The 22,346-nt window shown below is 42.9% G+C and carries 17 protein-coding genes and 1 riboswitch; of the genes, 3 read left to right on the top strand and 14 right to left on the bottom strand.

Translation table 11 applies throughout. The features are described 5' to 3' along the window. Positions 1-34: 34 nt before the first annotated feature. Positions 35-134: riboswitch (purine riboswitch) on the bottom strand. Positions 135-253: 119 nt separating this feature from the next. The 11 genes from yqeB to JL57_RS12605 all read right to left on the bottom strand — a co-directional run bounded on the left by yqeB (position 254) and on the right by JL57_RS12605 (position 15,071). After that, positions 254-1,105 (bottom strand): selenium-dependent molybdenum cofactor biosynthesis protein YqeB, encoded by an 852-nt coding sequence (gene yqeB / locus JL57_RS12555; RefSeq protein ID WP_034142396.1) that lies wholly within the window; start codon positions 1,103-1,105, stop codon positions 254-256. 174 nt (positions 1,106-1,279) lie between these two features. Further along, positions 1,280-1,897, bottom strand: coding sequence for an NTP transferase domain-containing protein (locus JL57_RS12560; protein ID WP_034142397.1), 618 nt, complete (start codon positions 1,895-1,897; stop codon positions 1,280-1,282). Beyond that, positions 1,879-2,775, bottom strand: coding sequence for a putative selenium-dependent hydroxylase accessory protein YqeC (locus JL57_RS12565; RefSeq protein ID WP_034142398.1), 897 nt, complete (start codon positions 2,773-2,775; stop codon positions 1,879-1,881). Before JL57_RS12565 ends, JL57_RS12560 begins: the two co-directional genes overlap by 19 nt. 88 nt (positions 2,776-2,863) lie before the next feature. Further along, a complete protein-coding gene (gene xdh / locus JL57_RS12570; RefSeq protein ID WP_034142399.1) occupies positions 2,864-5,419 on the bottom strand; it encodes a selenium-dependent xanthine dehydrogenase in 2,556 nt (851 codons plus the stop codon). Then, complete coding sequence (hydA, locus tag JL57_RS12575; protein ID WP_034142400.1) at positions 5,412-6,815, bottom strand: dihydropyrimidinase; 1,404 nt, start codon at positions 6,813-6,815, stop codon at positions 5,412-5,414. The genes xdh and hydA overlap by 8 nt, the downstream gene beginning before the upstream one ends. Before the next feature lie 213 nt (positions 6,816-7,028). Further along, positions 7,029-7,964 carry a carbamate kinase gene (arcC, locus tag JL57_RS12580; protein WP_034142401.1) on the bottom strand — a complete coding sequence of 312 codons (936 nt, stop codon included), beginning with the start codon at positions 7,962-7,964 and terminating at the stop codon, positions 7,029-7,031. An 88-nt stretch (positions 7,965-8,052) separates the two neighbouring features. Then, a complete protein-coding gene (ygeW, locus tag JL57_RS12585) occupies positions 8,053-9,246 on the bottom strand; it encodes a knotted carbamoyltransferase YgeW (protein ID WP_034142402.1) in 1,194 nt (397 codons plus the stop codon). 106 nt (positions 9,247-9,352) lie between these two features. Further along, the gene (locus tag JL57_RS12590) at positions 9,353-10,597 is read right to left on the bottom strand and encodes a YgeY family selenium metabolism-linked hydrolase (RefSeq protein ID WP_034142420.1); all 1,245 of its coding nucleotides are present in this window, start codon (positions 10,595-10,597) and stop codon (positions 9,353-9,355) included. Positions 10,598-10,950: 353 nt separating this feature from the next. Next, complete coding sequence (locus JL57_RS12595; RefSeq protein WP_034142403.1) at positions 10,951-12,717, bottom strand: sigma 54-interacting transcriptional regulator; 1,767 nt, start codon at positions 12,715-12,717, stop codon at positions 10,951-10,953. Between the two features lie 180 nt (positions 12,718-12,897). Further along, the gene (gene dpaL, locus JL57_RS12600) at positions 12,898-14,121 is read right to left on the bottom strand and encodes a diaminopropionate ammonia-lyase (RefSeq protein WP_034142404.1); all 1,224 of its coding nucleotides are present in this window, start codon (positions 14,119-14,121) and stop codon (positions 12,898-12,900) included. Between the two features lie 365 nt (positions 14,122-14,486). Then, complete coding sequence (locus tag JL57_RS12605) at positions 14,487-15,071, bottom strand: Uma2 family endonuclease (RefSeq protein WP_034142405.1); 585 nt, start codon at positions 15,069-15,071, stop codon at positions 14,487-14,489. Positions 15,072-15,226: 155 nt separating this feature from the next. Between JL57_RS12605 and JL57_RS12610 the strand changes: the two genes are divergently transcribed. Then, a complete protein-coding gene (locus JL57_RS12610) occupies positions 15,227-15,526 on the top strand; it encodes a hypothetical protein (protein ID WP_291300023.1) in 300 nt (99 codons plus the stop codon). Between the two features lie 139 nt (positions 15,527-15,665). On the opposite strand, the gene JL57_RS12615 is transcribed toward JL57_RS12610, so the two are convergent. Next, positions 15,666-17,399, bottom strand: a complete 1,734-nt coding sequence (locus JL57_RS12615; protein WP_291300024.1) for an acyl CoA:acetate/3-ketoacid CoA transferase — start codon at positions 17,397-17,399, stop codon at positions 15,666-15,668. 441 nt (positions 17,400-17,840) lie between these two features. Beyond that, entirely contained in the window at positions 17,841-19,283 is a 1,443-nt protein-coding gene (locus tag JL57_RS12620; RefSeq protein WP_291300025.1) for a sigma-54-dependent Fis family transcriptional regulator, read from the bottom strand. Positions 19,284-19,761: 478 nt separating this feature from the next. Between JL57_RS12620 and JL57_RS12625 the strand changes: the two genes are divergently transcribed. Both JL57_RS12625 and JL57_RS36385 read left to right on the top strand, forming a co-directional pair. Beyond that, complete coding sequence (locus JL57_RS12625) at positions 19,762-20,580, top strand: methyl-accepting chemotaxis protein (RefSeq protein ID WP_034142406.1); 819 nt, start codon at positions 19,762-19,764, stop codon at positions 20,578-20,580. 166 nt (positions 20,581-20,746) lie between these two features. Further along, complete coding sequence (locus JL57_RS36385) at positions 20,747-20,872, top strand: helix-turn-helix domain-containing protein (RefSeq protein WP_366557019.1); 126 nt, start codon at positions 20,747-20,749, stop codon at positions 20,870-20,872. A 13-nt stretch (positions 20,873-20,885) separates the two neighbouring features. On the opposite strand, the gene JL57_RS12630 is transcribed toward JL57_RS36385, so the two are convergent. Continuing rightward, a complete protein-coding gene (locus JL57_RS12630; protein ID WP_034142407.1) occupies positions 20,886-22,271 on the bottom strand; it encodes an 8-oxoguanine deaminase in 1,386 nt (461 codons plus the stop codon). Positions 22,272-22,346: the final 75 nt, after the last annotated feature.

Genomic DNA, 22,346 nt, shown 5'->3' on the forward strand with positions numbered 1-22,346 from the left:
GAACACAACAAAAAACGACCGCATATAAAACTCTATAAACCATCTGTTGGCTCATAGAGAAGCAATTACGGTCGCCTCGTAGAAACCCCTGACCCTATTATCAGGGATATATGAGAAATAATTTTTATTAAATTCACATTACACTATACAAATTCGCGATGAAATTGAATTATCCTCCCGAGAATAAAAAAAAATAGGATTTTTATAATTACAATTTATCAATATTTTGGAAGCAGGCAATTAAGTTAGGCATCTATAGGTTCTCTTTCAAGCTAAGAGGTTCGAGTAAGTGGCTTGACAGAATACTTAGTAATACGGCACTCCCAATTGCTCGGGCTTTCTCAGAAATTGTCCAACAGTATTCCTCACGCCCCCGAGGATCAATATCTCCAACTTTCACAAACGCTTCAACCGGAGTATCTGTTCGCAATAATCCTCTTAAAACGCCCTTTATCGATGAGAAAATTTTCTCCTTAGCCATTCCATCTTCAATCTCGCCTAAGCAATCCCCAGCCATGATCTGTTCTCCAATGTTTCTTTGCGCTTTGAAGACTCCGGCTTGTGAAGAATAGACGACTCGTTCTTTGGAAAAACCCTCTATAACCCCCGGAATTCCCGTATTTGCCTGAGCAGTTCCAGAATAGATCAATTGGCCTAAGAAATGACCGCGATTCGTCTCAACGACCACATCGACATCGATTTCCGCCGTGAAACCCGGCCCCAATCCAATTGTCAGCTGAGCCATATCTCGCTTGGTCCCTAGGTTTCGTTTGGCCAGGATCGCATCGATCAATATAGAAGGTTTAAGTTCTGGCAACTTCTCTAAATTAGGGTCAACTAAAATAGGTATTTCCCCAGCTTGCCAGGCAACTTCACACTCTTTAGGATGCTCCACTCGGCAAGCGCTAATTCCTTCCACCTGGCATCTACCTTCAGCTACCGCAGTCCCAAAACAGACTGGCCAACGAACCATGAGTGGCTTGGCCACCTCAGTCATTACGACTCTAAACCCTGCTCTAGCCAAAGTCCAAGCTACTCCAGAGGCTTGTTCTCCAGCTCCACGCACCAATACGACCGGTCCATTCATAACGAGATTCTTTGTCATCGGCTCGTTTCTCCTTACTAGTATCCTTTAGCAAATCCTTTACCCAAATCCGCAAACAGTATCTTTCTAGTGAACACAACACAAAAACCTTCTGTTTCAATACTTCCTGCTTAGGTCTAATGCACCGTTCAACTCACTCCTACGCTAAAGGAGCTCAAGAATGGATGGAAATGTCTAGCGATTAAGATTAAGTTTAAGTAAGGCTCGGTATTCTTCGGGTGTGTCAACATCTTGAAATATGTGTTCCTCCACTGGAAACTTGCTCCATCGTTCTGGGTAGCGATATAAGACTTCCCTGCCGCCTTGTTCCCCCTTAAGCTCCAAAAGTTCAGATAGATAACGCCGGTGGAAAAATACTGGAGATCCAGCCTTCTCTCCCGCCATCGGTACTAGAAAGTCTGGTTGAGTAGCGAAGACTGCCTGTAGGCAGGCGGACAGACATTGAACCGATATGCCCACTTGGTCACCAGGTAAAAATCCGACCTCTTGCACCTCTGGGTTTAAGTCTTGCAAGCCCATACGGATTGTCTCCGCTAGAGGTTGCGGGCCCGGTGCCTGGTACCATATTCCACCGAAGGACTTAAATCTAGCTATACCCTTTGGCGGAATATATCTCTCAATCGGCTGTCTAGCTACAACAAAAACCTCAGCCTTCGTGTGCTGTAGTTCAATTCCCTCTAGGACAGTCTGTAGAACATAAGCGAGCACCGTGGCTTCTTTCCATGGTAGTGCCAGCTTATCTTGCCCCATTCGGGTGGCTAGCCCCGCAGCCATTACCACAAATCGCACCACTGAATTACTCCCTCCTTGGCATTCCCTACTGCAAGTCGCAAATGAATTGGTTTCTGTTTAAGATGATTAGCTTCCGCTTTAAGTTCAGCCCATTTGTGAGAAAGATCTCTTAAAAGATCGATATCTCTTACTAATTCATGATTGTCAGTCAGATCTGGCGTTTCTGCTAATCCTCTGGGACTGTTCAAGAAAATGACCCACGAAAGATTCTCATATTGGGGAGCAAAAACAGGAGATCTCAAGAAATAGCGCCAGGCGCTCTCAGCGTTCAAAACACGCCCAATAAGGTCCGCGCACCTTTTAGATCGGTGAACTTGATCTGGCTGTAGGACGTTTCCCCATAAACCCCGATCCAAGACTAGCACCGCACAATCTGATCGCAAAGGAATCTGGGGCTCATGGGACTCCCAGCACTTCAAACGAAGCCCCCGAGCCCCATCTCCCTCAATCACCCAAAACCGTTTATGCAAGTTAGGGACGATTCTTAAACTAACACTTAAACTTACACTTGCACCTGGACTTGCATGGCACCCCAAAGAAAGACGATCCGCGTCGATGGCTGCATCGACCGCTTCAACTGATGGACCGATCCATTTTCCGCTTTTATCCTCTACCGTGACATACCAAAAACAAGCACCATCTTGTTCCTCTGGCGGATCAGCACTTTTCCAAATGTTCATGTGTTGCTCTGGAAAAACTTTTGTCGTCGTCGTAGCAATCACCTGCTGTCCAGCCGACTTAAGTTCCTGAGTGATCGAGCGCAAACAGGTTGTTTTCCCTCCAGCTCCTATAAACGTTACAACCTGTACACGTCTAATCATATCCCACAAACTACCAGATATGCAACCATTTCTTGACCAAATGTCTGAACTAGTCACTTTCTTCTCCTAACCTAGAGGCAATTCACTCAATTTACCCTCTACCTATAAATTCTACTCTGTTGTAGAGGCAATTCATGAATTGCTCCTACTTCTTATAAGGGGTTCCCTGTAAGGGAAGGGAACATCTAAGCTTGCCATCAAACTTATAATAGGCTGAAGCAACCGCTGGTGCCGTTGGAATAGAGGCAATCTCACCTACTCCTTTGGCGCCATAAGCCAGTGGAGAGGAATTCTTTTCAATAATCACCGATTCAACTTCGGGCATTTCAGTCGAACGCAGGAGTCCTAACTTGGCATACTTAGTGGTTGGTACACCATTTAGAAGGGGGAAATCCTCACGCAAAGCATATCCTAATCCCATACATACCCCGCCTTCGATCTGCCCTTCTATCGCTTTCGGATTGATGGCCCTTCCCACATCGTGGGCAGCGACAACTTTTTCTACCAATCCCTGCTCATTTAATAATACCACATGAGTTGCGTAACTATAAGCCACGTGACTAATCGGGTTTGGCTTATCCGAATCCATAGGGTCAGTTTCCCCCAAGTATTCTCCATCAAATTCGTATCCATCTAAATCCTCAAACGAGGAATTATGCATGGCTTGTTGTAATTTAAGGGCAGCTTGACGCACTGCCTCACCACTAAACATAGTCTGGCGCGAAGCGGTTGTCGTACCAGAATTAGGCGTCATACAGGTATCCGGGGCTCCCACTTCAATCAGTTCTATCGATAACCCGGTAGCTTCATGGACGATCTGAGTTGCGATCGTAGCAAAACCCTGTCCAATGCAAGCAGCGCTTGTCAGCACCAGTGCTTTGCCATTCATGATTTTTATTTTTACCCGCCCAGTATCAGGTAGACCCACTCCAATTCCCGTATTTTTCATGGCACAAGCAATTCCGGCAGCATGAGGGTGGGATTCATACACTTCACGAACTGCACGTAGAGTTTCCTTGATTGCTGTTCCTTCGTCCGTGATCTGACCTGTGGAATTTACCATTCCTGGTTCTAAAGCATTGAGGTATCGAATTTCCCAAGGCGAAATCCCAACCTTTTCAGCTAAGAGGTCCATATTTGTCTCAGCGGCAAAAGAGGACTGCGGGACACCGAAACCTCTAAAGGCGCCTGCCGGGGGATTATTGGTATAAACACATTGCCCTACAATATCGACATTCGCTAATTGATAAGGACCGCTAGCATGGGTACAAGCCCTTTGCAGAACCGCTGTACCTAAGGAAGCATAGGCCCCTGTATCTGCCACAATTTTGGCGACCATGGCCGTGAGTCTACCTTCTGCATCACAACCAGTTGTAACTTCCATTTCCATGGCGTGCCGCTTAGGATGAACTAAGATGCTTTCTTGGCGAGTAAACGTGAGCTTGACAGGTTTCTTCGTTTTAATCGCTAACAAAGCAGCGTGATGCTGGACGCTCAAATCTTCTTTACCGCCAAACCCGCCGCCAACCAGCTTGCTTATCACACGTACTTTTTCTGCGGGAAGGCCGAGCATTGCCATAATCCCATGTTGATCGTCATAAACGCTTTGATCTCCAACATAAACCGTAACGCCCCCATCTTTCTGAGGGATAGCTAAAGCACTTTCCGGTTCCATAAAAGCGTGTTCAGTAGGTGGAGTTGTATAGCGATTCGTAACGACATGAGCGGATTTAGCTAACGCTTCCTCAGTATTCCCTCGTTTAACCTTGGTCGTGCTCAGCAGATTCCCTTTCTGGTGAAGACGTGGAGCTTGATCTGCTAGGGCTTCAGTCGGACTGAGAATAGGTTTGAGCTCTTCATAGTCCACTTTAATCAAGTCCAAGGCTTCTCTGGCTTGTTTTTTCGTTTGAGCTGCTACTATGGCAATAGCATCACCGATATACCGTGTTTCTTCTCCAATCGAAACCATGGTCGGCCAATCATGAAAAATATGACCGTGAGAGCGGTCTGCCGGAATGTCCTCTGCGGTTAAGGCAGCTTCCACACCTGGATAAGCGCGTGCTGCAGAGACATCAATGTTTTTGACAAGAGCCCGAGGGTATTTGGTCCTTAGAACCGCTGCGTAAAGCATATTATCGACATGCATATCATCAACATATTCACCCGTTCCCATAGCCTTTTCACGAGCATCCACACGTTGAACACTTGTACCAATTCTAGCCCCAGGTTGTAAAGACTTAGGGTATATTTCCCCTCGTAATACTTGAGCAGCTAAGAAAATACCTTGCTCAATCTTTATATACCCTGTGCAACGACAAATATTGCCACGAATACTCTGTTTAATTTCCTGGGATGTGGGGTTATCATTCTTATCAAGTAAGGCTTTGGCGCTGATGATCATACCAGGTATACAAAACCCGCATTGAACTGCGCCGGCTTCGGCAAATGCCCAGGTATAAGCTTCCTTTTCACGTTCAGATAGTCCTTCTACCGTGAGGAGTTTTTTTCCGGATGCTTTGGCGACTGTTAATATGCAGGCTCGCATCGCTTTGCCATCAACCAGCAACATGCAAGCACCACAAGCGCCTTCTCCACACCCGTTCTTCAAGGAAGTAACCTGAACTTCGTCGCGTAAATAATCTATTAGGTTCATATCCTCTTGCACAGAGTAAACTGTGTTATTAATATCAATGTTATACATTTTCCTCAACCTTTCTCTTAAGGAATGGCTTACGGGGTAAATAGTTTCCCATGGGTTTTTCTTCAATAAGACGCCCGTTTTGAACAACTTGCTTACCGCGTAAAAACACCTGAGTCGCTTGACCGGTCTGTTTAAACCCTTCGAAAGGAGTATAATCGACGTTTTGATGCAGTGAATCAACCGTAATTACGGATGAGATGCGCGGATCCCAGACCACCAGGTCTGCATCGCTTCCAGGAGCAATGGTTCCTTTACGAGGAAACAGTCCAAATAATTTTGCCGCATTCGTTGAAGTTAGGGCCACGAATTCATGAATTGATAATTTTCCAGTCATTACCCCATAAGTGTAGAGCAAACCCATCCTAGTTTCCACTCCGGGCGCTCCATTGGGGATTTTACTAAAATCGTTAACACCTAACTCTTTTTGTCCTTGATAGTTAAACGCACAATGATCCGTCGCCACAATATCCAAAATCCCCGTTTGCAGACCTGACCATAACTCTTGCTGATGGTCAATGGGGCGTAAGGGTGGAGAAATCACATACTTAGCACTATTAAACCCTTCTAAGTTGTAATAGCTGTCGTCTAGCAAAAGGTATTGTGGGCAGGTTTCAGCATAAACCTCGATTCCTTTCAGCTTAGCCTTCGTCACTGCTTGGAGCGCACCCTTGCAGGTGAGATGGACTATATAGAGAGGAGCTTTTGCAATTTGGGCAAGGGCAATAACCCTGGCAGTCGCTTCCTCTTCTGCTTCCGGAGGTCTAGTTAAGGGGTGATATTTCGGCGAAGTTTTTCCTTGAGCGACAGCCTCGTGGACTAAATCATAAATGACATCCCCATTTTCACAATGAACACAAACAAGTGCGCCACTCTCTCCAGCATGGCGTAAAGCTTGTAATAAAGCACCGTCATCCACTTGCAAGATATTTTTATAGGCCATATAGAGTTTAAAGGATGGCACACCTTCCACTTGAACTAAATCCGTAATTTCTCGCGCTATTTGTTCATTCCAATCTGTGATGGCCATATGAAATCCATAGTCCACATAACACTTACCCTCGGCCTTGGCATGCCAATTTCCCAAAGCTGCCTTCAGGGTTTCTCCTTTAAACTGAGTGGCAAAATCAAGGATGGTCGTTGTCCCACCCAGTACTGCTGCTTTCGACCCCGTGAAAAAATCATCCGCTGTAGAAAACGTTCCCATCGGCAGGTCAAAGTGGGTATGCGGATCAATCCCCCCCGGAAATAAAAAGCAGCCATCCACATCTATCGCCTGATCTCCAGGTTGCTTGATCTCGTAGCCTATGGCCACAATTCTCTCGCCTTCAATGCGGACGTCTGCTTGATACATATCTGCAGCCGTAACTATCGTTCCACCGTTTAACACTATACCCATATATATTTCTCCTTTAAGCCAATCTGGAAACTCAATTTAGTTGGGTTCTATACTTAATTGAGTTCTGTTTAACTTATTCAAAGATCGCAACTACGCTGCTCAATTTCGAACCACGAACCTCGAACTTCGAAAATAGGCGCAGAGTGCTTCCCTTATGGGAACATCTCTGCGCTCTTTTTTTCAGCTCAGAATCAATTTTTAACATTAGTTTACTTATTTCTTAATAACTGTACCAGTCTTGCCGTTAATTCCGTCCTTTGCTTTTTCAAGAAGCGTAATGAGAGCTGTGCGATTGTCTCCTGAAGCTGCAAATTCAACTGCTGCCTGAACCTTTGGCAACATAGATCCAGGTGCAAAATGCCCTTGGTTCATGTATTCTTTTGCTTCGTCTGTTGTAATGCTCTCAAGCCATTTTTCGCCAGGTTTTCCGAAATTAATTGCCACTTTTTCTACGGCAGTCAAGATGATCAGGTAATCAGCATTAACTTCCTGCGCCAAGACACTGCAGGCAAAATCCTTGTCAATGACAGCGCTTACGCCTTTTAGATGGTGCCCTTGTCTGATAACAGGGATACCTCCACCTCCGCAGGTAATGACGATCTCACCAGAATTCAATAAATTCTTTATGGTTTTAATTTCAATGATCTCTTTAGGAAGAGGAGAAGCTACAACCCTGCGGTAACCTCTTCCCGAATCTTCGATGACTTGAAAGCCTTTTTCCTTGGCAAACTTAAGTTCTTCTTCGTTCATGAAATGGCCAATCGGTTTTGTAGGATTTAGAAACTTAGGATCATCCTCATCCACCCGAACCTGAGTGATGACTGTGGTAATAGATTTTTCTATGCCGCGGTCCAGCAGTTCTTCCTTCAAAGCATTCTGCAAATCATAGCCTATATAGGCCTGGCTCATTGCGACACAGACTGACAGGGGAGTGAAGGTTGGATGCATTGGATTTGAACGCCCATAGACATCCATAGCCTCATGAATCATTCCAACCTGTGGCCCGTTCCCGTGGGAAATCACTACGTCGTATCCTTCTTCTATCAAATCAGCAATAGCTTTGGAAGTATTTTTGACTGCGATCATCTGCTCAGGCAGATTGTTACCAAGTGCATTTCCGCCTAAGGCAATAACAACTCTTTTTTTCATTATGCTAGTTCAGTCCTTTTAATTAGTCTTAGGCACATTCAAGAAAATATCCAAGGTATCTTTGACTAGTTATTTTCTTTCATACGTCTTAGTCAAACTTTCTTTGCTTTGCAGCTTTCTCCAAGGTGCTTAAAGTAGCCTGTGGATTTTTAAATTTGCTTAAGAATATCATAGCAGCAATAACATAAGGCTTGTAGCTTGCTTCCTTGTATAGCGGAATACGATATCGATCAAATACGCTTGCATCGACTTCGCCTTCTTTACAGCTTACACCAGTGATATCCGCAGGCAGACAATGCATATAGGTGGCTTTGCCAGCCTTTGTCAACTTCATCATTTCTTCTGTGCAAGCCCAATCTTTATGCTCTGCGTTCTGGGCCAGTAATTCCTTTTCAAGGGCCTTGATCCCATCCGAATCACCGTTCCCATATAATTCAGTGCGTTTTTCCATCGCTACAAATGGAGCCCAGCTCTTTGAATAAACGATGTCGGCATCTCTGAAGGCTTCTTCCATGCTGTTTGTTTTTGTGAAGGATCCTCCTGATTTTGCAGCATTTGCCTTGGCCACTTCTTCTACGTCTGACATGATCTCATATCCTTCAGGATGTGCAAGGACTACATCCATGCCCATACGAGTCATTAAACCGACGATACCTTGAGGCACAGAAAGCGGCTTTCCGTAGGAAGGTGAGTAAGCCCATGACATGGCAATTTTCTTTCCTTTCAGGTTCTCAATACCACCAAATTCATGAATGATATGCAGCATGTCGGCCATTGACTGAGTAGGGTGATCTATATCGCACTGTAGGTTTACTAGGGTAGGTCTTTGCTCCAAAATTCCATCCTTATTTCCTTGCTGTACAGCCTCGGAAACTTCACGCATGTAAGCATTTCCCTTGCCGATATACATATCATCACGAATACCAATAATATCTGCCATAAAGGAGATCATATTTGCAGTTTCACGAACTGTTTCGCCATGAGCTATTTGGGATTTCCCTTCATCCAAGTCCTGAACCTCTAGTCCAAGAAGATTACATGCCGACGTGAAGCTGAAACGGGTACGGGTAGAGTTGTCACGGAATAAAGAAACCCCAAGTCCGCTTTCAAAAACCTTAGTAGAGATATTGTTTTCTCTCATAAAGCGAAGAGCGTCAGCAATAGTAAATACAGCTTCTAACTCATCATCTGATTTTTCCCAAGTCAGCAAAAAGTCATTGTTGTACATTTCTTTAAAATTCAACTTGTTTAATTTTTCAACGTAATCATTCAACGTTTTCATAAAAAATCTCCTTCATTATTTAATATTTTTGATAGTTGGCAGGATGCAACAGCTCGTGTGGTTCATTAGGTTTTTTTTGAAACGTGCGCGAACGAGTAATCACGCCTCACCCAATCTTAACTAAGTTCTCCGTATCCTTTGGCATCTTATCAGCATAGTCTTGAACATAAAGAGTAGGGATAGCTGCATACATAGCTGCACAATCCACCAGTTCTTTTTTCCAGGTCCGCTCATTGGGAGCATGTGCTTGGTCCTCGTGTCCTGGTCCAAAACCGATGCAAGGAATTCCATAGCGTCCCATGATGGAAACACCGTTCGTAGAGAATGTCCACTTGTCTACCACTGGATCTTTACCGAATAATCCTTTGTAAGCATCTTCAAGAGTACTGGTTACTGGATGTCCCTCTTCGATAAGCCAGGTTGGGAAATAGCATTCTGTTGGATAAACTAGGTTAGTATAGGAAGGTCGATCATACATGTACATGGTAACTTCTGCACCAGCGGCTTTAACTGAAGGAAGGTTTTTAATTTGTTGAACTGCATATTCCCATGATTCTCCAGCAGTTAAGCGACGATCGACAGAAATCCAACAACTATCTGCAACTGCACAGCGCGAAGGTGAAGTATGGAAGATTTCCGAAACTGTCAAGCTCCCTTTGCCAAGGAACGGATGGTCCATAAGATTTTCATGTAAGCTGCGTAGTTCTTGGAGAATCGGAGCCATTTTGTAAATTGCATTGTCGCCACGCTCTGGAGCCGAGCCATGACAACTAACACCTTTTGTCAATACCTTAATTTCCATCCGACCACGATGTCCGCGATAAATCTTCCCATCAGTTGGTTCGGTAATGACAACAAATTCAGGTACAACTTTGTCTTCTTTAATAATGTACTGCCAGCATAATCCATCACAATCTTCTTCCTGTACGGAACCGACAACAACCAGGGTGTAATCATCTTCTAAGCCGAGATCTTTGATAATCTTTCCAGCATAAACCATCGATGCCATTCCACCGATTTGGTCAGAGGCACCTCGTCCGATAATAATTTCATCATCTTCAAACCCTTTATAAGGGTCATACTGCCAATTCTCCAGGCTTCCTACGCCCACTGTGTCAATATGGGCGTCCATAGCAATTAGGTGTTTACCATGACCGATATAGCCTAGAACGTTACCTTGCGGGTCAATTTCAACTTTATCAAAGCCGACTTTTTCCATCTCTTCCTTGATGCGGAGTACTGTCCCTTTTTCATCACAGCTTTCTCCCGGGATGGCGATAAGGTCTCTTAAAAAGCGACTCATCTCGGGTTCATATTTCTTGGCTAGTTCAAGAACTTTTGCAAAATCCATTTTCAAAATAAATTCCCCTTTCAGTACTGTTGGATTAATGGTAGTTCAGTTCACCCATAAGCTAACCTGTATGGTCGACATGCTTTAATATGTTGCAAAAACCATGCCAAGCTATCTTAAAAATTAAATTTATTCATTTTAGCGTGATTAGTCGTATCTTCCCCTAGAATTAATTTATTATCACGCCATCCCAATTCTCAATTTGAGACACCTTATAAAGCGGATTGAAACCATAAAAAGTCTGGAATAGCTGTCAATTCGACAATCTTCCCCGCGAGTCTCATTTTGATACAAACGTCTATCTTTGAAACGCCGATTCTTGGAAGAATGGAGATTCGAAGTCAATATACCTACTAAGAAAAAGTTCTATTCTCACCAATTTGGTATTCCTTAATCTTACGATAGAGAGATGCCCTGCTAATTCCTAATAATTTTGCTGCATCTTCCTTATGCCCCTCAGTATCAACCAAAGTTAACGCCTTCATAATCGCTTCCCGTTCTAGCACTTTTAGGTTTATCGGTGAATGTTTGATTTCTGGTTTATCGTCTGTTTTGATCCTTTGTGGCAAAGTATCAGCAGTAATCATCCCTCCAGCCACCATTGTGACGCAGTATTCAACGACATTGCCTAGTTCTCGGACATTTCCAGGCCAAGTGAAGCGGGATAGGATTTCAATAGCTTCCGGAGTAATTCCACTAACCTTTCGATCGGTTACGGTAGCATAATAATCTAAATAGAAGTGGACTAGTGTTGGGACATCCTCTAAACGTTCACGTAGTGGAGGAATCGTTAAGGGAATAACATTTAAACGATAATAGAGATCTTCCCGAAACTCTCCCGTTTTTACCATGTTATCCAAATCTCTGTGAGTGGCGGCAATCACACGTACGTCCACTGGAATTGAACGTGTACTACCTATACGCTCGACTCTTCGTTCTTGTAATACTCTTAATATTTTTACCTGGAGGTGAAGTGGCATGTCCCCAATCTCGTCCAAAAAAAGCGTCCCATTGTGAGCGAGCTCAAATTTCCCGAGTTTTCCGCCTCGCTTAGCACCTGTGAACGATCCTTCTTCATATCCGAACAATTCACTTTCCAGGAGATTCTCAGGAATGGCCCCACAGTTTATGGCAATAAACGTATGCCCTTTGCGTTTACTGCTCTGATGTATCGCCCGGGCAAAGAGTTCTTTTCCTGTTCCACTTTCTCCTTGAATCAAGAGGGTTGCCTTACTGGGAGCTACATGTAAGGCCATGGCCTTTATATCTTTCATCTTTCTAGATTCTCCGATAATCTGCGAAAAATGGGTTTCAATATCACTGACGGTGGCCGCTTTGACCAACTTTTTAATTTGTTGAATATCCCTAAGAGTAATGACCGCCCCCTCAATCTTTCCTTCCTTTTTAATCGGCACAACATCACAGTAAAGTTGAGTAGCCACCCTCTTTCCTTGGATGTTTCCAGAAAACGTCTCGCCACGTTCAACGGCCTGCCATAGTTTTTTGTCATCCAACAAGTGATATAAAGCCTGTTCTTCTTGCTCATCAATATCTAACAATTTACCAGCCAAAGTGTTGTAATGAGTCACTTGTTGCTGATCGTTGACCAACAAAATCCCATCATGCAATAGATTTAGTACTGTGATTAATTGGCTGGTTATAAGGTCTCGATCGTGATTCTGTTGAATTTCTGCTGCCTTCCCAACCAGGAGTTCCGCCATCTTTTCCAGAAAGAGCAGGAGGGATTGTTTATTGTCCATCAGCCGCTTTGTTTGCTCCTCATCAAAGCTCACTAACCCAATAACCCCTATGATTTGATCATCAATGCGGATAGGTATAGCTACTTCCGCATATTCAAGACAGTTTCCCCTGCAGGGACAGGGCTGGCAGAGTTCGTTGAAGCCAGGATTGTCAATGATTACTGGCTCCCCTGTTTTGATCACATGCCGATAAACAAAACCATCGTCCATTGGGCCGCCACATTTGCTTTTATACTTCCCGGTTCCAGCAACCCGTATTAGATCGATATCGGCAATTTCAACTTCAATTTTCAGGGCTGCAGCAATAGCGTCTGCAGTTTGTTGGACCGTACTCTTAATACTGCGCAGGTGATACAACATGCTTTACACCTCATATTATTTGCTTTAGCTTACATTATATACAACTTCTCGCCGCTTCGCATTTTAATCCAACTCAAATAATTCCTCAAGAATTCAACTATATTAAAAAAGAAAAGGAAGCACCTTATCTTAACGACTGTGTGCTTCCTTCAATTAGGTATTTTCCATAGAGAAACCAGATTAACGTCCCCCTGACGGCAATTCTCCATCCCAGACAATACTGCGATATTTATAAGGATCTGTATTTCCTTCAGTGTTAAAGATCAGGATTTGGGATTTTTCATCCAGCTGGAGTGCTTCCCGAGCGCCTTTGAAGGCATCGTCTAGCAAAATTGAGCTAAGCAACCCAGCAGTCACTGCGCCGGATTCGCCCGAAATTACCTTTGGATCCCCAAGCAAAGGATTAGCCAGCACGCGCATTCCTTTCGCTGCTACCCAGTCAGGGCAAGAAACAAACAAGTCACTGTAATCCCGCAAGATATTCCACCCAATTAAGTTAGGCTCTCCACAAGCGAGTCCTGCCATAACAGTGGCCATGTCTCCGCCGACCACCCGTGGTTTACCATCCCCTGCCAGGGCTGATTTATATAAACAATCCGCTTGATCTGCTTCGACGATCACGGTTTTGGGGCAATCCTCTTTAAACAAGGAAGCAAAATAACCTTGTACAGACCCAGCCAGGGCACCGACTCCTGCCTGAACAAAAACATGAGTTGGTTTCTCGATGCCGATGTTATTGAGCTGTTCCAAAGCCTCAGCTGACATTGTACCATAGCCTTGCATAATCCAGGTCGGAATCTCCTCATACCCTTCCCAGGACGTATCTTGCACAACGACCCAACCGTGTTTTTCGGCCTCTACGGCAGTCATGCGTACAGCATCATCGTAATTCAGATCCGTGATCTCAGCCTCTGCACCTTCGGATCTAATTCTTTCAAGGCGATATTCAGAAGATCCCTTAGGCATATAGACTACGGACTTTTGACGCAATTGACGGGCTGTCCAGGCAATTCCTCGGCCATGATTCCCGTCAGTGGTGGTGGCAAATGTGATATTGCCTAATTGCTCCTTAATCTCCGGGGAAGTAAGAACTTGGAACGGTAGTTCGCTAATATCTCTGTTGAGGTGCTGCGCTAGGTATCTCCCGATGGCATATGAACCACCTAGGGCCTTAAACGCATTTAAACCAAACCGATAAGACTCATCTTTAACATAAATCCCACCGACGCCTAAGTTATTAGCCAGTCTGTCGAGTTGACGAAGCGGGGTTGGTTGATAATCAGGGAAGGTTCTGTGAAAATTTATGGCCTTATTTATTTCCTTTTTACTGAAAAGTTCCGTTGATACACCAGTCCCACTTTTCTTTACCATATTATTTTGAATCCATTTGATTTTGTCATTCATTTCAAATAACGCTCCTCTTTTTAATATTTTGTAATGAAACTAGTGATTTAATACGGTATTTAAAAAACAATTTCTTGTTTTGTCTATTGACCTTCTATCTCCCCCTATATCGAATTCATTGATCATGGACCATTTGACTTTCGCTAATTATATATGCAATTAATGTGCCAACTTTTCTGGTTAAATTTTTATTTTGTTTCTAATTGATAAGCCTACGAAACAAAAAGAACCCAAGTGCTTTCGACAGCTTAGGTTCCATTTGGACGTTTTCGAAGTTCTAGTTATATGGACATTTTACAATAAGTTGATTCTTAATATTCTCAATCTCCATATCATAGGGACACATACTAACCACTATCCTTTAATTAGTTATTTGGAATACCGTCAAACACTAGTTTCAAATCAACTGTAAAATCCGGGAAAACAGTTACATACACTTTGTCTTCCTCAGTATACGCTTCGGGACGCCCATATCGTTTGTTTTCCTGTAATGTGAATACGTTAATATATTTACCGTCAGGTTCTACGATCCAATATTCTTTAACACCTGCCTTTTCGTACCTGTTGAATTTCACTACCCGGTCCTGTATTGCAGTGGATGGTGAAGATATTTCAATGATTAGAATGGGCACTCCGAAATATCCGGTTTTCCTAAGTTTAGTTTCGTCACACACTACTACAATATCCGGTTGTACAACATTTGAAATGTCGTCATCATTTTCATTATCTTCTACGAGACATAAGTCGAAAGGTGAGGCAAACACTCTACATGGTTTATCAAGCAAGTAGTTAGATATTTGCCTGTGTAGCTCACTTGATATGCTTTGATGTTCCCATTTAGGAGCTGACTGCATAAACGGCAGACCATCGATTATTTCCCACCGTTCGTGTTCCGGCCAAGTTAAGTAATCGGTGTAGGTATATTTTTTATCTTCCTTTGGTAATGACATAGCTCGAACCGCCCCTTTTGGCTTTTCTATATATTACCATAATAATAGGTATAGTTAAAGAAATGATCCTCAATAATTTCATGCCACCTCTTGCAATATCTTCAATTAAGTGGTTATTATAGGAAGAGTGAAGTGTTACTAAGGAGCGATTCAAGATGGAAACGATGGAATGGGTAAAAATCCAGACCCTCTATGACTCCGAGAAGCAAGCCTTAAAAACTGCCAATATTGTTGCCACAACCGAAGCTAGGTTAGCCAATCAACAACGTGGACCCCAGTATGAAGTAGAGACCCGTGTTGATCAAATAAACGAAAAATGGCAAATATCATGGCGCAAAGTTTTTATCGGCAATAAAACGGGCTGTGGTGGAGGGTGCGAATCTTGCGGCGACAGCGCACCAACACCTAAGAAAAGTACGGCTAAGGTGATACCTTTTAGAAAACCTTCTGTTTAAGTAGAACAAAACCCACTGGATGCCACTTTGGTTTCCAGTGGGTTTTTTGCCTAAACAGCCTGACTGAGTGGACAAGTTGTTTGCAAGTTGCAGAAGTCACACATGAGAAATTTATAAATGACTATAAGCTACGACGGTTTCAAATTTGATATGTAAACAACGAGTGGACCCGCAATTTATGCGGGATCGTGTTTGGTATTGATAATTTAGTACTTCGGAGGGTTTTTCCGACCCGAGGGCGGGCCAGTTCTTGTAATCTTTGTTGCTCAGGATTTAGCGACTTGTCCGTCAGTATCTCAGCACCCTTCGTTTTTGCTTCAATCGTATGTTTGAGTTTTCCCCACACCGGTTGAAAGATCGCGCTGGGCATAGTTTTTAAATCAGGTGAAATCCTCGGTTTGAAATCCATCTGTGCCAATATGTCCTTTTCCAAATCTATACCAGGTGCAATCTCAATAAGAGTCATCTGCCCTTCTTCCAAGGTAAACACTGCTCGTTCGGTAATATATAGAACCTGTTGCTTAATCTGCTGGGCATACTTACCACTGAAGGTAATTTGTTCGACTTGATCAAGAAACTTTTTACCCTTACCCTCTTGAACTATCGATAATTGACCGTCTTTAACGTCAACTACTAATCCATTCGCAGTGAAAGCGCCGGTGAAGATGACTTTTTTAGAATTTTGAGAAATATTGATAAATCCACCACAGCCAACAAACCGTCCTTTGAATTTACTGACATTGACATTTCCATCTTTATCCGTTTGAGCTAGCCCTAAAAAGGCTACATCAATTCCGCCTCCATCATAAAAGTCAAACTGGGCATGATGTTCAACATATGCCTCTGCGTTAAAGGAATGCCCAAAATGAGGTCTACCTGCTGGAATGCCCCCAATACCTCCACATTCCGTCGTTAGAGTCATCAGATCGCTCGCGTGTTCTTCAGCAGCTACGGAAGCGATATCGGATGGCATACCAATCCCTAGATTGACAATTGCGTCAAGTTCCAGTTCCATCGCGGCACGGCGAGCAATAATTTTCCGTTCACCCAAAGGGAGTTGGGGAATTGAGCCTAGCGGTACCTTTAAATCTCCTGCAAATTCCGGACAATAATACAAACCCTCGGTCTGAAAATGATTTTCTGGATTTGTCGAAACAACGATATAATCAACTAGAATACCCGGAACCTTAATCTGTTTTGGATGTAAAGAATGTGCTTTAGAGATATGCTCTACTTGAGCAATGACAATACCGCCACTGTTTTTTGTTGCTTGGGCCAACGGTAGGGCTTCAACTAGAATACCCTCTCGGTCCATGGTTAGATTACCGTTTTCATCGGCTACGCTTCCCCGAATGAGTGCAACATTGACAGGGAATGTTTTATAAAAAAGCCATTCTTCGTCTTCGAAGTTAACCACTTTAACAATCTCTTCAGTGGTCATAGCATTCATTTTTGCCCCTTCAACGCGAGGGTCAACAAAGGTCCCAAGACCTACCTTGGTCAAAAGGCCAGGTCTCTTTGCGGCTATTTCGCGCCAAAGTTGAACAGACACGCCTTGCGGCAGATTATATCCCTCAATCTTGTTTTCCACGATTAACTTAGCCATTTTTGGTGACGAGCCGATAAAAGCTCCCACCCATCGTTTGACAAAACCTACATGTCCAAAACGGGTAGTTCCTTTTTCTTTCCAGTCCCCTGCTATAGAACCCTGGACGCAGGTTATATTGCAGGGATGTCCCACTTCAAGGAATCGTTTCTCCATGGACTGCGCAACTTCTTCCGGCCATCCTGCTAGTCCAAAAGCACATACCCCAACTGTTGAACCATCTTCAATCAACGCTGCAACTTCATCAGCAGTTCTAATTTTAGACATACTATTGCTCCCTTCACGAGGTTTTTTTGTCAGTGTATTACTCTATAAGCAATAATAATGCCATATTGTCAAAATATTATAAAAATTCCTCAAGAAGCCCCTGTTACAAGGCATTTTAGGATGAACCGCTAATACAAAGTACTAATGTACTTCTCTTGTGATAGTCAAAATTGGTTGTTTTTGTTGTAAAACCTCCTGAAATATGTACCCAATTCGGTTCATGTTTCATATTATTTCTCAAGCACTCCCTCAATTAACAAATATGTACCTAAAAAGGTACATAAATAACGAAAATTGGAAAAATCACAGCTGAATTGCGGTCATATAATTAGCAATAAAAAAGGCTAGTTGTGTTTTAATTACACACCTAGCCTCTGTTGCGATAGGTCGTTCCAATGTAGCACAATTGCATTGCCAATTGACATATTGTAGTGTCACTACTCATTCTTTACTTTCATATGATTTTAGTTTTCGATACAAAACAGTGCGATATATACCAAGCTTTTTGGCAGTCTCGCCGATTTTTCCATTACACTCCGCTAATATTTTCCTAACAAATTTTTCTTCTGACGCTCTCATAAATTCTTTAAGTGTCGAATTACCAACTGTACTACAGCAATCCATTATATCCGTCGATGAGATCATCTTGTTCTGGATCTGATGGTTGTCTATAGTACGTTCAAAATTTTCGTGATTCGTTACAACTGCTCTCTCAATAAAGTTTCTTAACTCTCTGACATTTCCTGGCCAATGATGTTTAAGTAGATGCTGAACCTCAGTCGAGCTTAATTTATGTCGTCTCCGATACTTCTTATTAAATTCCATTAGAAATTTATCGACCAGAGCAATTAAATCTTCAGGACGATTGCGTAATGGTGGTATCTTAATAGGTATGACATTAATTCGATAATATAAATCTTCGCGGAACTCTCCACTTTCGACCATTTCTGCTAAATCTCTGTTTGTCGCACAAACCAAACGAAAATCAACTTTATGACTGACGGTCCCCCCTACTCGGCGAACTTCATTATTATCTAAAACTCTTAATAATTTTGCTTGTAGCGACAATGGCATTTCTGAAATCTCATCTAGAAACAAGGTCCCTTCGTGAGCTATTTCTAAAACTCCTACTTTCCCACTAGTATTAGCCCCAGTAAACGACCCCTTCTCATATCCAAACAGCTCCGATTCGAACAGTGTTTCAGGAATAGCAGCACAGTTCACTATAATAAAAGGTCCTTTCTCTCGATTGCTATTTAGATGAATATATTTAGACAAAACTTCCTTTCCTGTTCCCGTTTCTCCTAAGAGCAAGATTGAACTATCCGTTTTAGCAATGTCGTAACATGTTTTAAATATTTTCCTCATCTCAATACTCTCAGCCACTACCTGCTCGTTACTGATTTTTTGAAGTCTCAAATATTCTATTTCTCTCTTCAACCTTTTCACTTTATCTTTCTTTTCTTGGGTATTTAAATTATCGATTATCTCTTGAGGTCGACCGCCGGTCACCACAAAGGTTATTTCACCCGAATCATCTATAATAGGAGTACTTGTCGAAACCATTTTAAAACCAGCTTTTGTCGTCAAAACCCCCGTGATCTTCTTTTTTTCTTTCATTGCTTGTAAGGCATACGACCTATTATAATAACCTCTCTCAACTAAGTCTTTTAAATTTGATTTTAAGAGTTCTTCTAGAGAAAGCCCAAGTGTCATTGCAGTAAACGAAGTTGAAATAACGACATTCCCTTCCTTATCTGTAACAAATACAGTCGTTGGAAGACTTTCTAAAATATTTCTAATATTCTCCCTGTCAAAAATATCAACTCTTTCGCTCGTTACATTTTCCATGGAGTTGTCATAGGATTTACTTTTTCCCTTCATATCCTACACTCCTTCTTCTTATCAAAGCAAGTTTTTCATCTCTGCTTGACTTATTGCTCTCGCAGCCAAGCTTCTTATACGTCCCATAATAAGTTATCCCAAACTCCATGGACTCGTTAGGTATTTCCTTACTGTCGCAAAATTTCCACTTTTCTAATATTGTATATGTCCAAGTGCAAAAAGTCTATTATTAAAACCTTTTTCAATGCTGGTTGACATTTTAAAAACTCCCGATGCCTGAAATCGTTTAATTGTTTTTTGACCACCATTTGATTGACGACATAGCGCTTGTCGTATAAAATTAACTTATTCTCAGTTTGAATATTAAAAATGTTCTAACTATAAATGATTACATAGCTTTTCCCGAGATCATTGCTATGTACTCATTTATAGTAGATGCAAAACTCGCAAACCTGAGTCGCGGAGTTAGCATTTCAGGCTTAAATATATATCTATAGAAATGCAAGGAGATGCAGTAATGAACATAGAAACTTGTGTTGCGATTGCCCCCTACTTAAAAGACTGGTACGAACAAGAGGTTTCAGTTATAATAATTGACCTAGAAAAAGTCTTATATGTTCATAAAACTAAAGAAACGGAAAAAATGCCTCTTACCGTCGGACTGCCCCTCGAACAAATCGAGAAAACGATCTCAGTTAGAGCTTTACGGGCGGGTAAGCGTATGGTGGCCCGGCAGGACAAAAACGCTTTTGGTATTCCATATATTGCGGCAGCCAATCCAGTTTTTGATAAGGGTGAAATCGTGGGTGTTATAACTATTGTTATATCGACACAGAAAAATGATTTATTGATCAATACGGGTGAGGAGATCCTAGCATCGATTGAGGAAATTTCGGCAAGTTTAGAAAGCTTGTCTAGAGGTGGTCAACAATTGGCGGCAACCTCTCGCCTAATGGAGACGGATGCCACTCAAGCTAATAAAGATTTAGATCGGATTACTGGAATTACCAAGACCATTAAGCAAATTTCAGTTCAGAGCAACATTCTTGGTATTAATGCTTCCATCGAGGCAGCCCGGGCTGGAGAATTGGGAAGTGGCTTTGCTGTGGTGGCTGGCGAAGTGCGAAAGCTAGCTGAAGGAACAAAGGATTCTGTAGTGAACATTGAAGCTAGCGTGCATGCGATCTTGGCTTCGGTGGGCACAATGTTGGAAGCAGTAGTACAGTTAGCTGAAGTTACTGAAACACAAGCTAATGGACTAGGCCAAATGCAAGGGGCTATAAGACAGGTTGCACAGGCGGCAGACAAGCTTGTGCAAATTGGTAAGGCTTTATAGGTTATATGTTCAATATAGAACTCAGTTGATTCATCTAATAAATAACAAACGTAAGCCACCGCGCTCAAGCGGTGGCTTTTTAATCCTGTACCGACGTAATCATTAATGATTAATGGTCTTCTAAACAAACTCTTTAGGCATTGAAGTTCTGTTAACTGCCCATGCGCTGTATATTCACCGCAATACCCTCGTTCACAGGGTTAATAAGATTGAGAAGATTATCTCGGCAGACTTGGATGACCCCGAGACACGTTTGCATATCCTTATATCTTATAAGCTTTTAGAAGGATGATTTAATTACCCTACTACCTCTTCAACCCCCGCTCCTTCTGTACGATTTCACACGCCACTTGATGAGCTTTTTTGCGAATCTCCTCTGTATCCTGGGTAAGAAGTTGTCCCTTTCGGACAACCACCTTCCCGTTGACGATTGTGGTATCCACTAAGCTCTGGTTCCCGCAGCAGACTATCGAAACCAGGGGATCGTGGGAGCCTGCGTAGGCTACATCTTGTAAATCCATTAAAATGATATCCGCCGCTTTGCCTGCTTCCAGACGCCCAGTATCAGGACGACCTAGGACATCCGCCCCTCCACGCGTCGCACACTTCAAAGTCTCATAAGCTGAAAGACCTTCCTCTTTATAGCGCAGATGGTTTAATAGATAAGCCCTGCGAACTTCTTCCCACATATTAGAGCCGTCATTACTAGCACTACCATCTACGGCAATTCCTAGTTTGGCACCTGCTTTAACCAAATCTGAGGTTGGGCAAATTCCGCTTCCGAGTTTCATATTCGAACTCGGACAATGGGCAACCCCGGATCCACTCTGGGCCAGAAGAGCAATTTCTCGCTCATTAAGATGAATCCCATGGGCAAACCAAACATCCGGTCCTATCCAACCTACGTCTTCCATCAATTCAACTGGACGCCGTCCATAGCGTTCTAAACAAAACTTCTCTTCATCGAGGGTTTCTGCTAAATGAGTATGTAACATGACCCCTTTTTCTCTGGCCAAAATTTGGGACTGCCGCATCAAATCTAGGCTTACTGAGAACGGGGAACAAGGTGCCAACGCCAAGCGAGTCATCGCCAAAGGATTGGGATCATGATAAGCCTCAATCAGACGTTGTGAATCCTTGAGTATGGTCTCTGGGTCTTGAACCACCTCATCAGGGGGTAAACCTCCTTCACTTTTTCCCAAGGACATGGAACCACGGGTAGCGTGAAAGCGAATTCCGATCTCGCGAGCCGCTGTGATTTGGGTATCGATGAAGGTGCTGGCTTGTCCTTTCGGAAAAACATAATGATGGTCCGTTGTTAAAGTACATCCTGTACGCAGAAGCTCGCTAAAACCTACCATTGCCCCATAATATACAGCGTCTGGGATGATATGACGCCAAAACTCGTAAAGATTAATAAGCCAGTAGAAGAGAGGCATTCCTTGGACCTCCGGAAGTCCGCGAAATAAGGTTTGATAGAGGTGGTGATGAGTATTTACTAACCCCGGAAGCACCACCATTCCCTGAGCATCAATAATTTGAGGTTTTTCTGAAGAGGTTAACTTTAGATTTAAATCTTGCCCTACTGCGATAATTTCCTTCCCATCTATGAGCAGATCTGCATTCTCTAGTATTTCGTCACGATCATTAAAGGTTATTAGGTGTAAAGCATTTTCTATTAAAATTGACATTTAAGTATCCCCTTTCATATTTTTGAAAAAGAGGCAGTAGTTCCTGTGCAAGAACCGCTGCCTCTGTAGTATTTA

The organism is Desulfosporosinus sp. BICA1-9 (assembly GCF_000802135.1).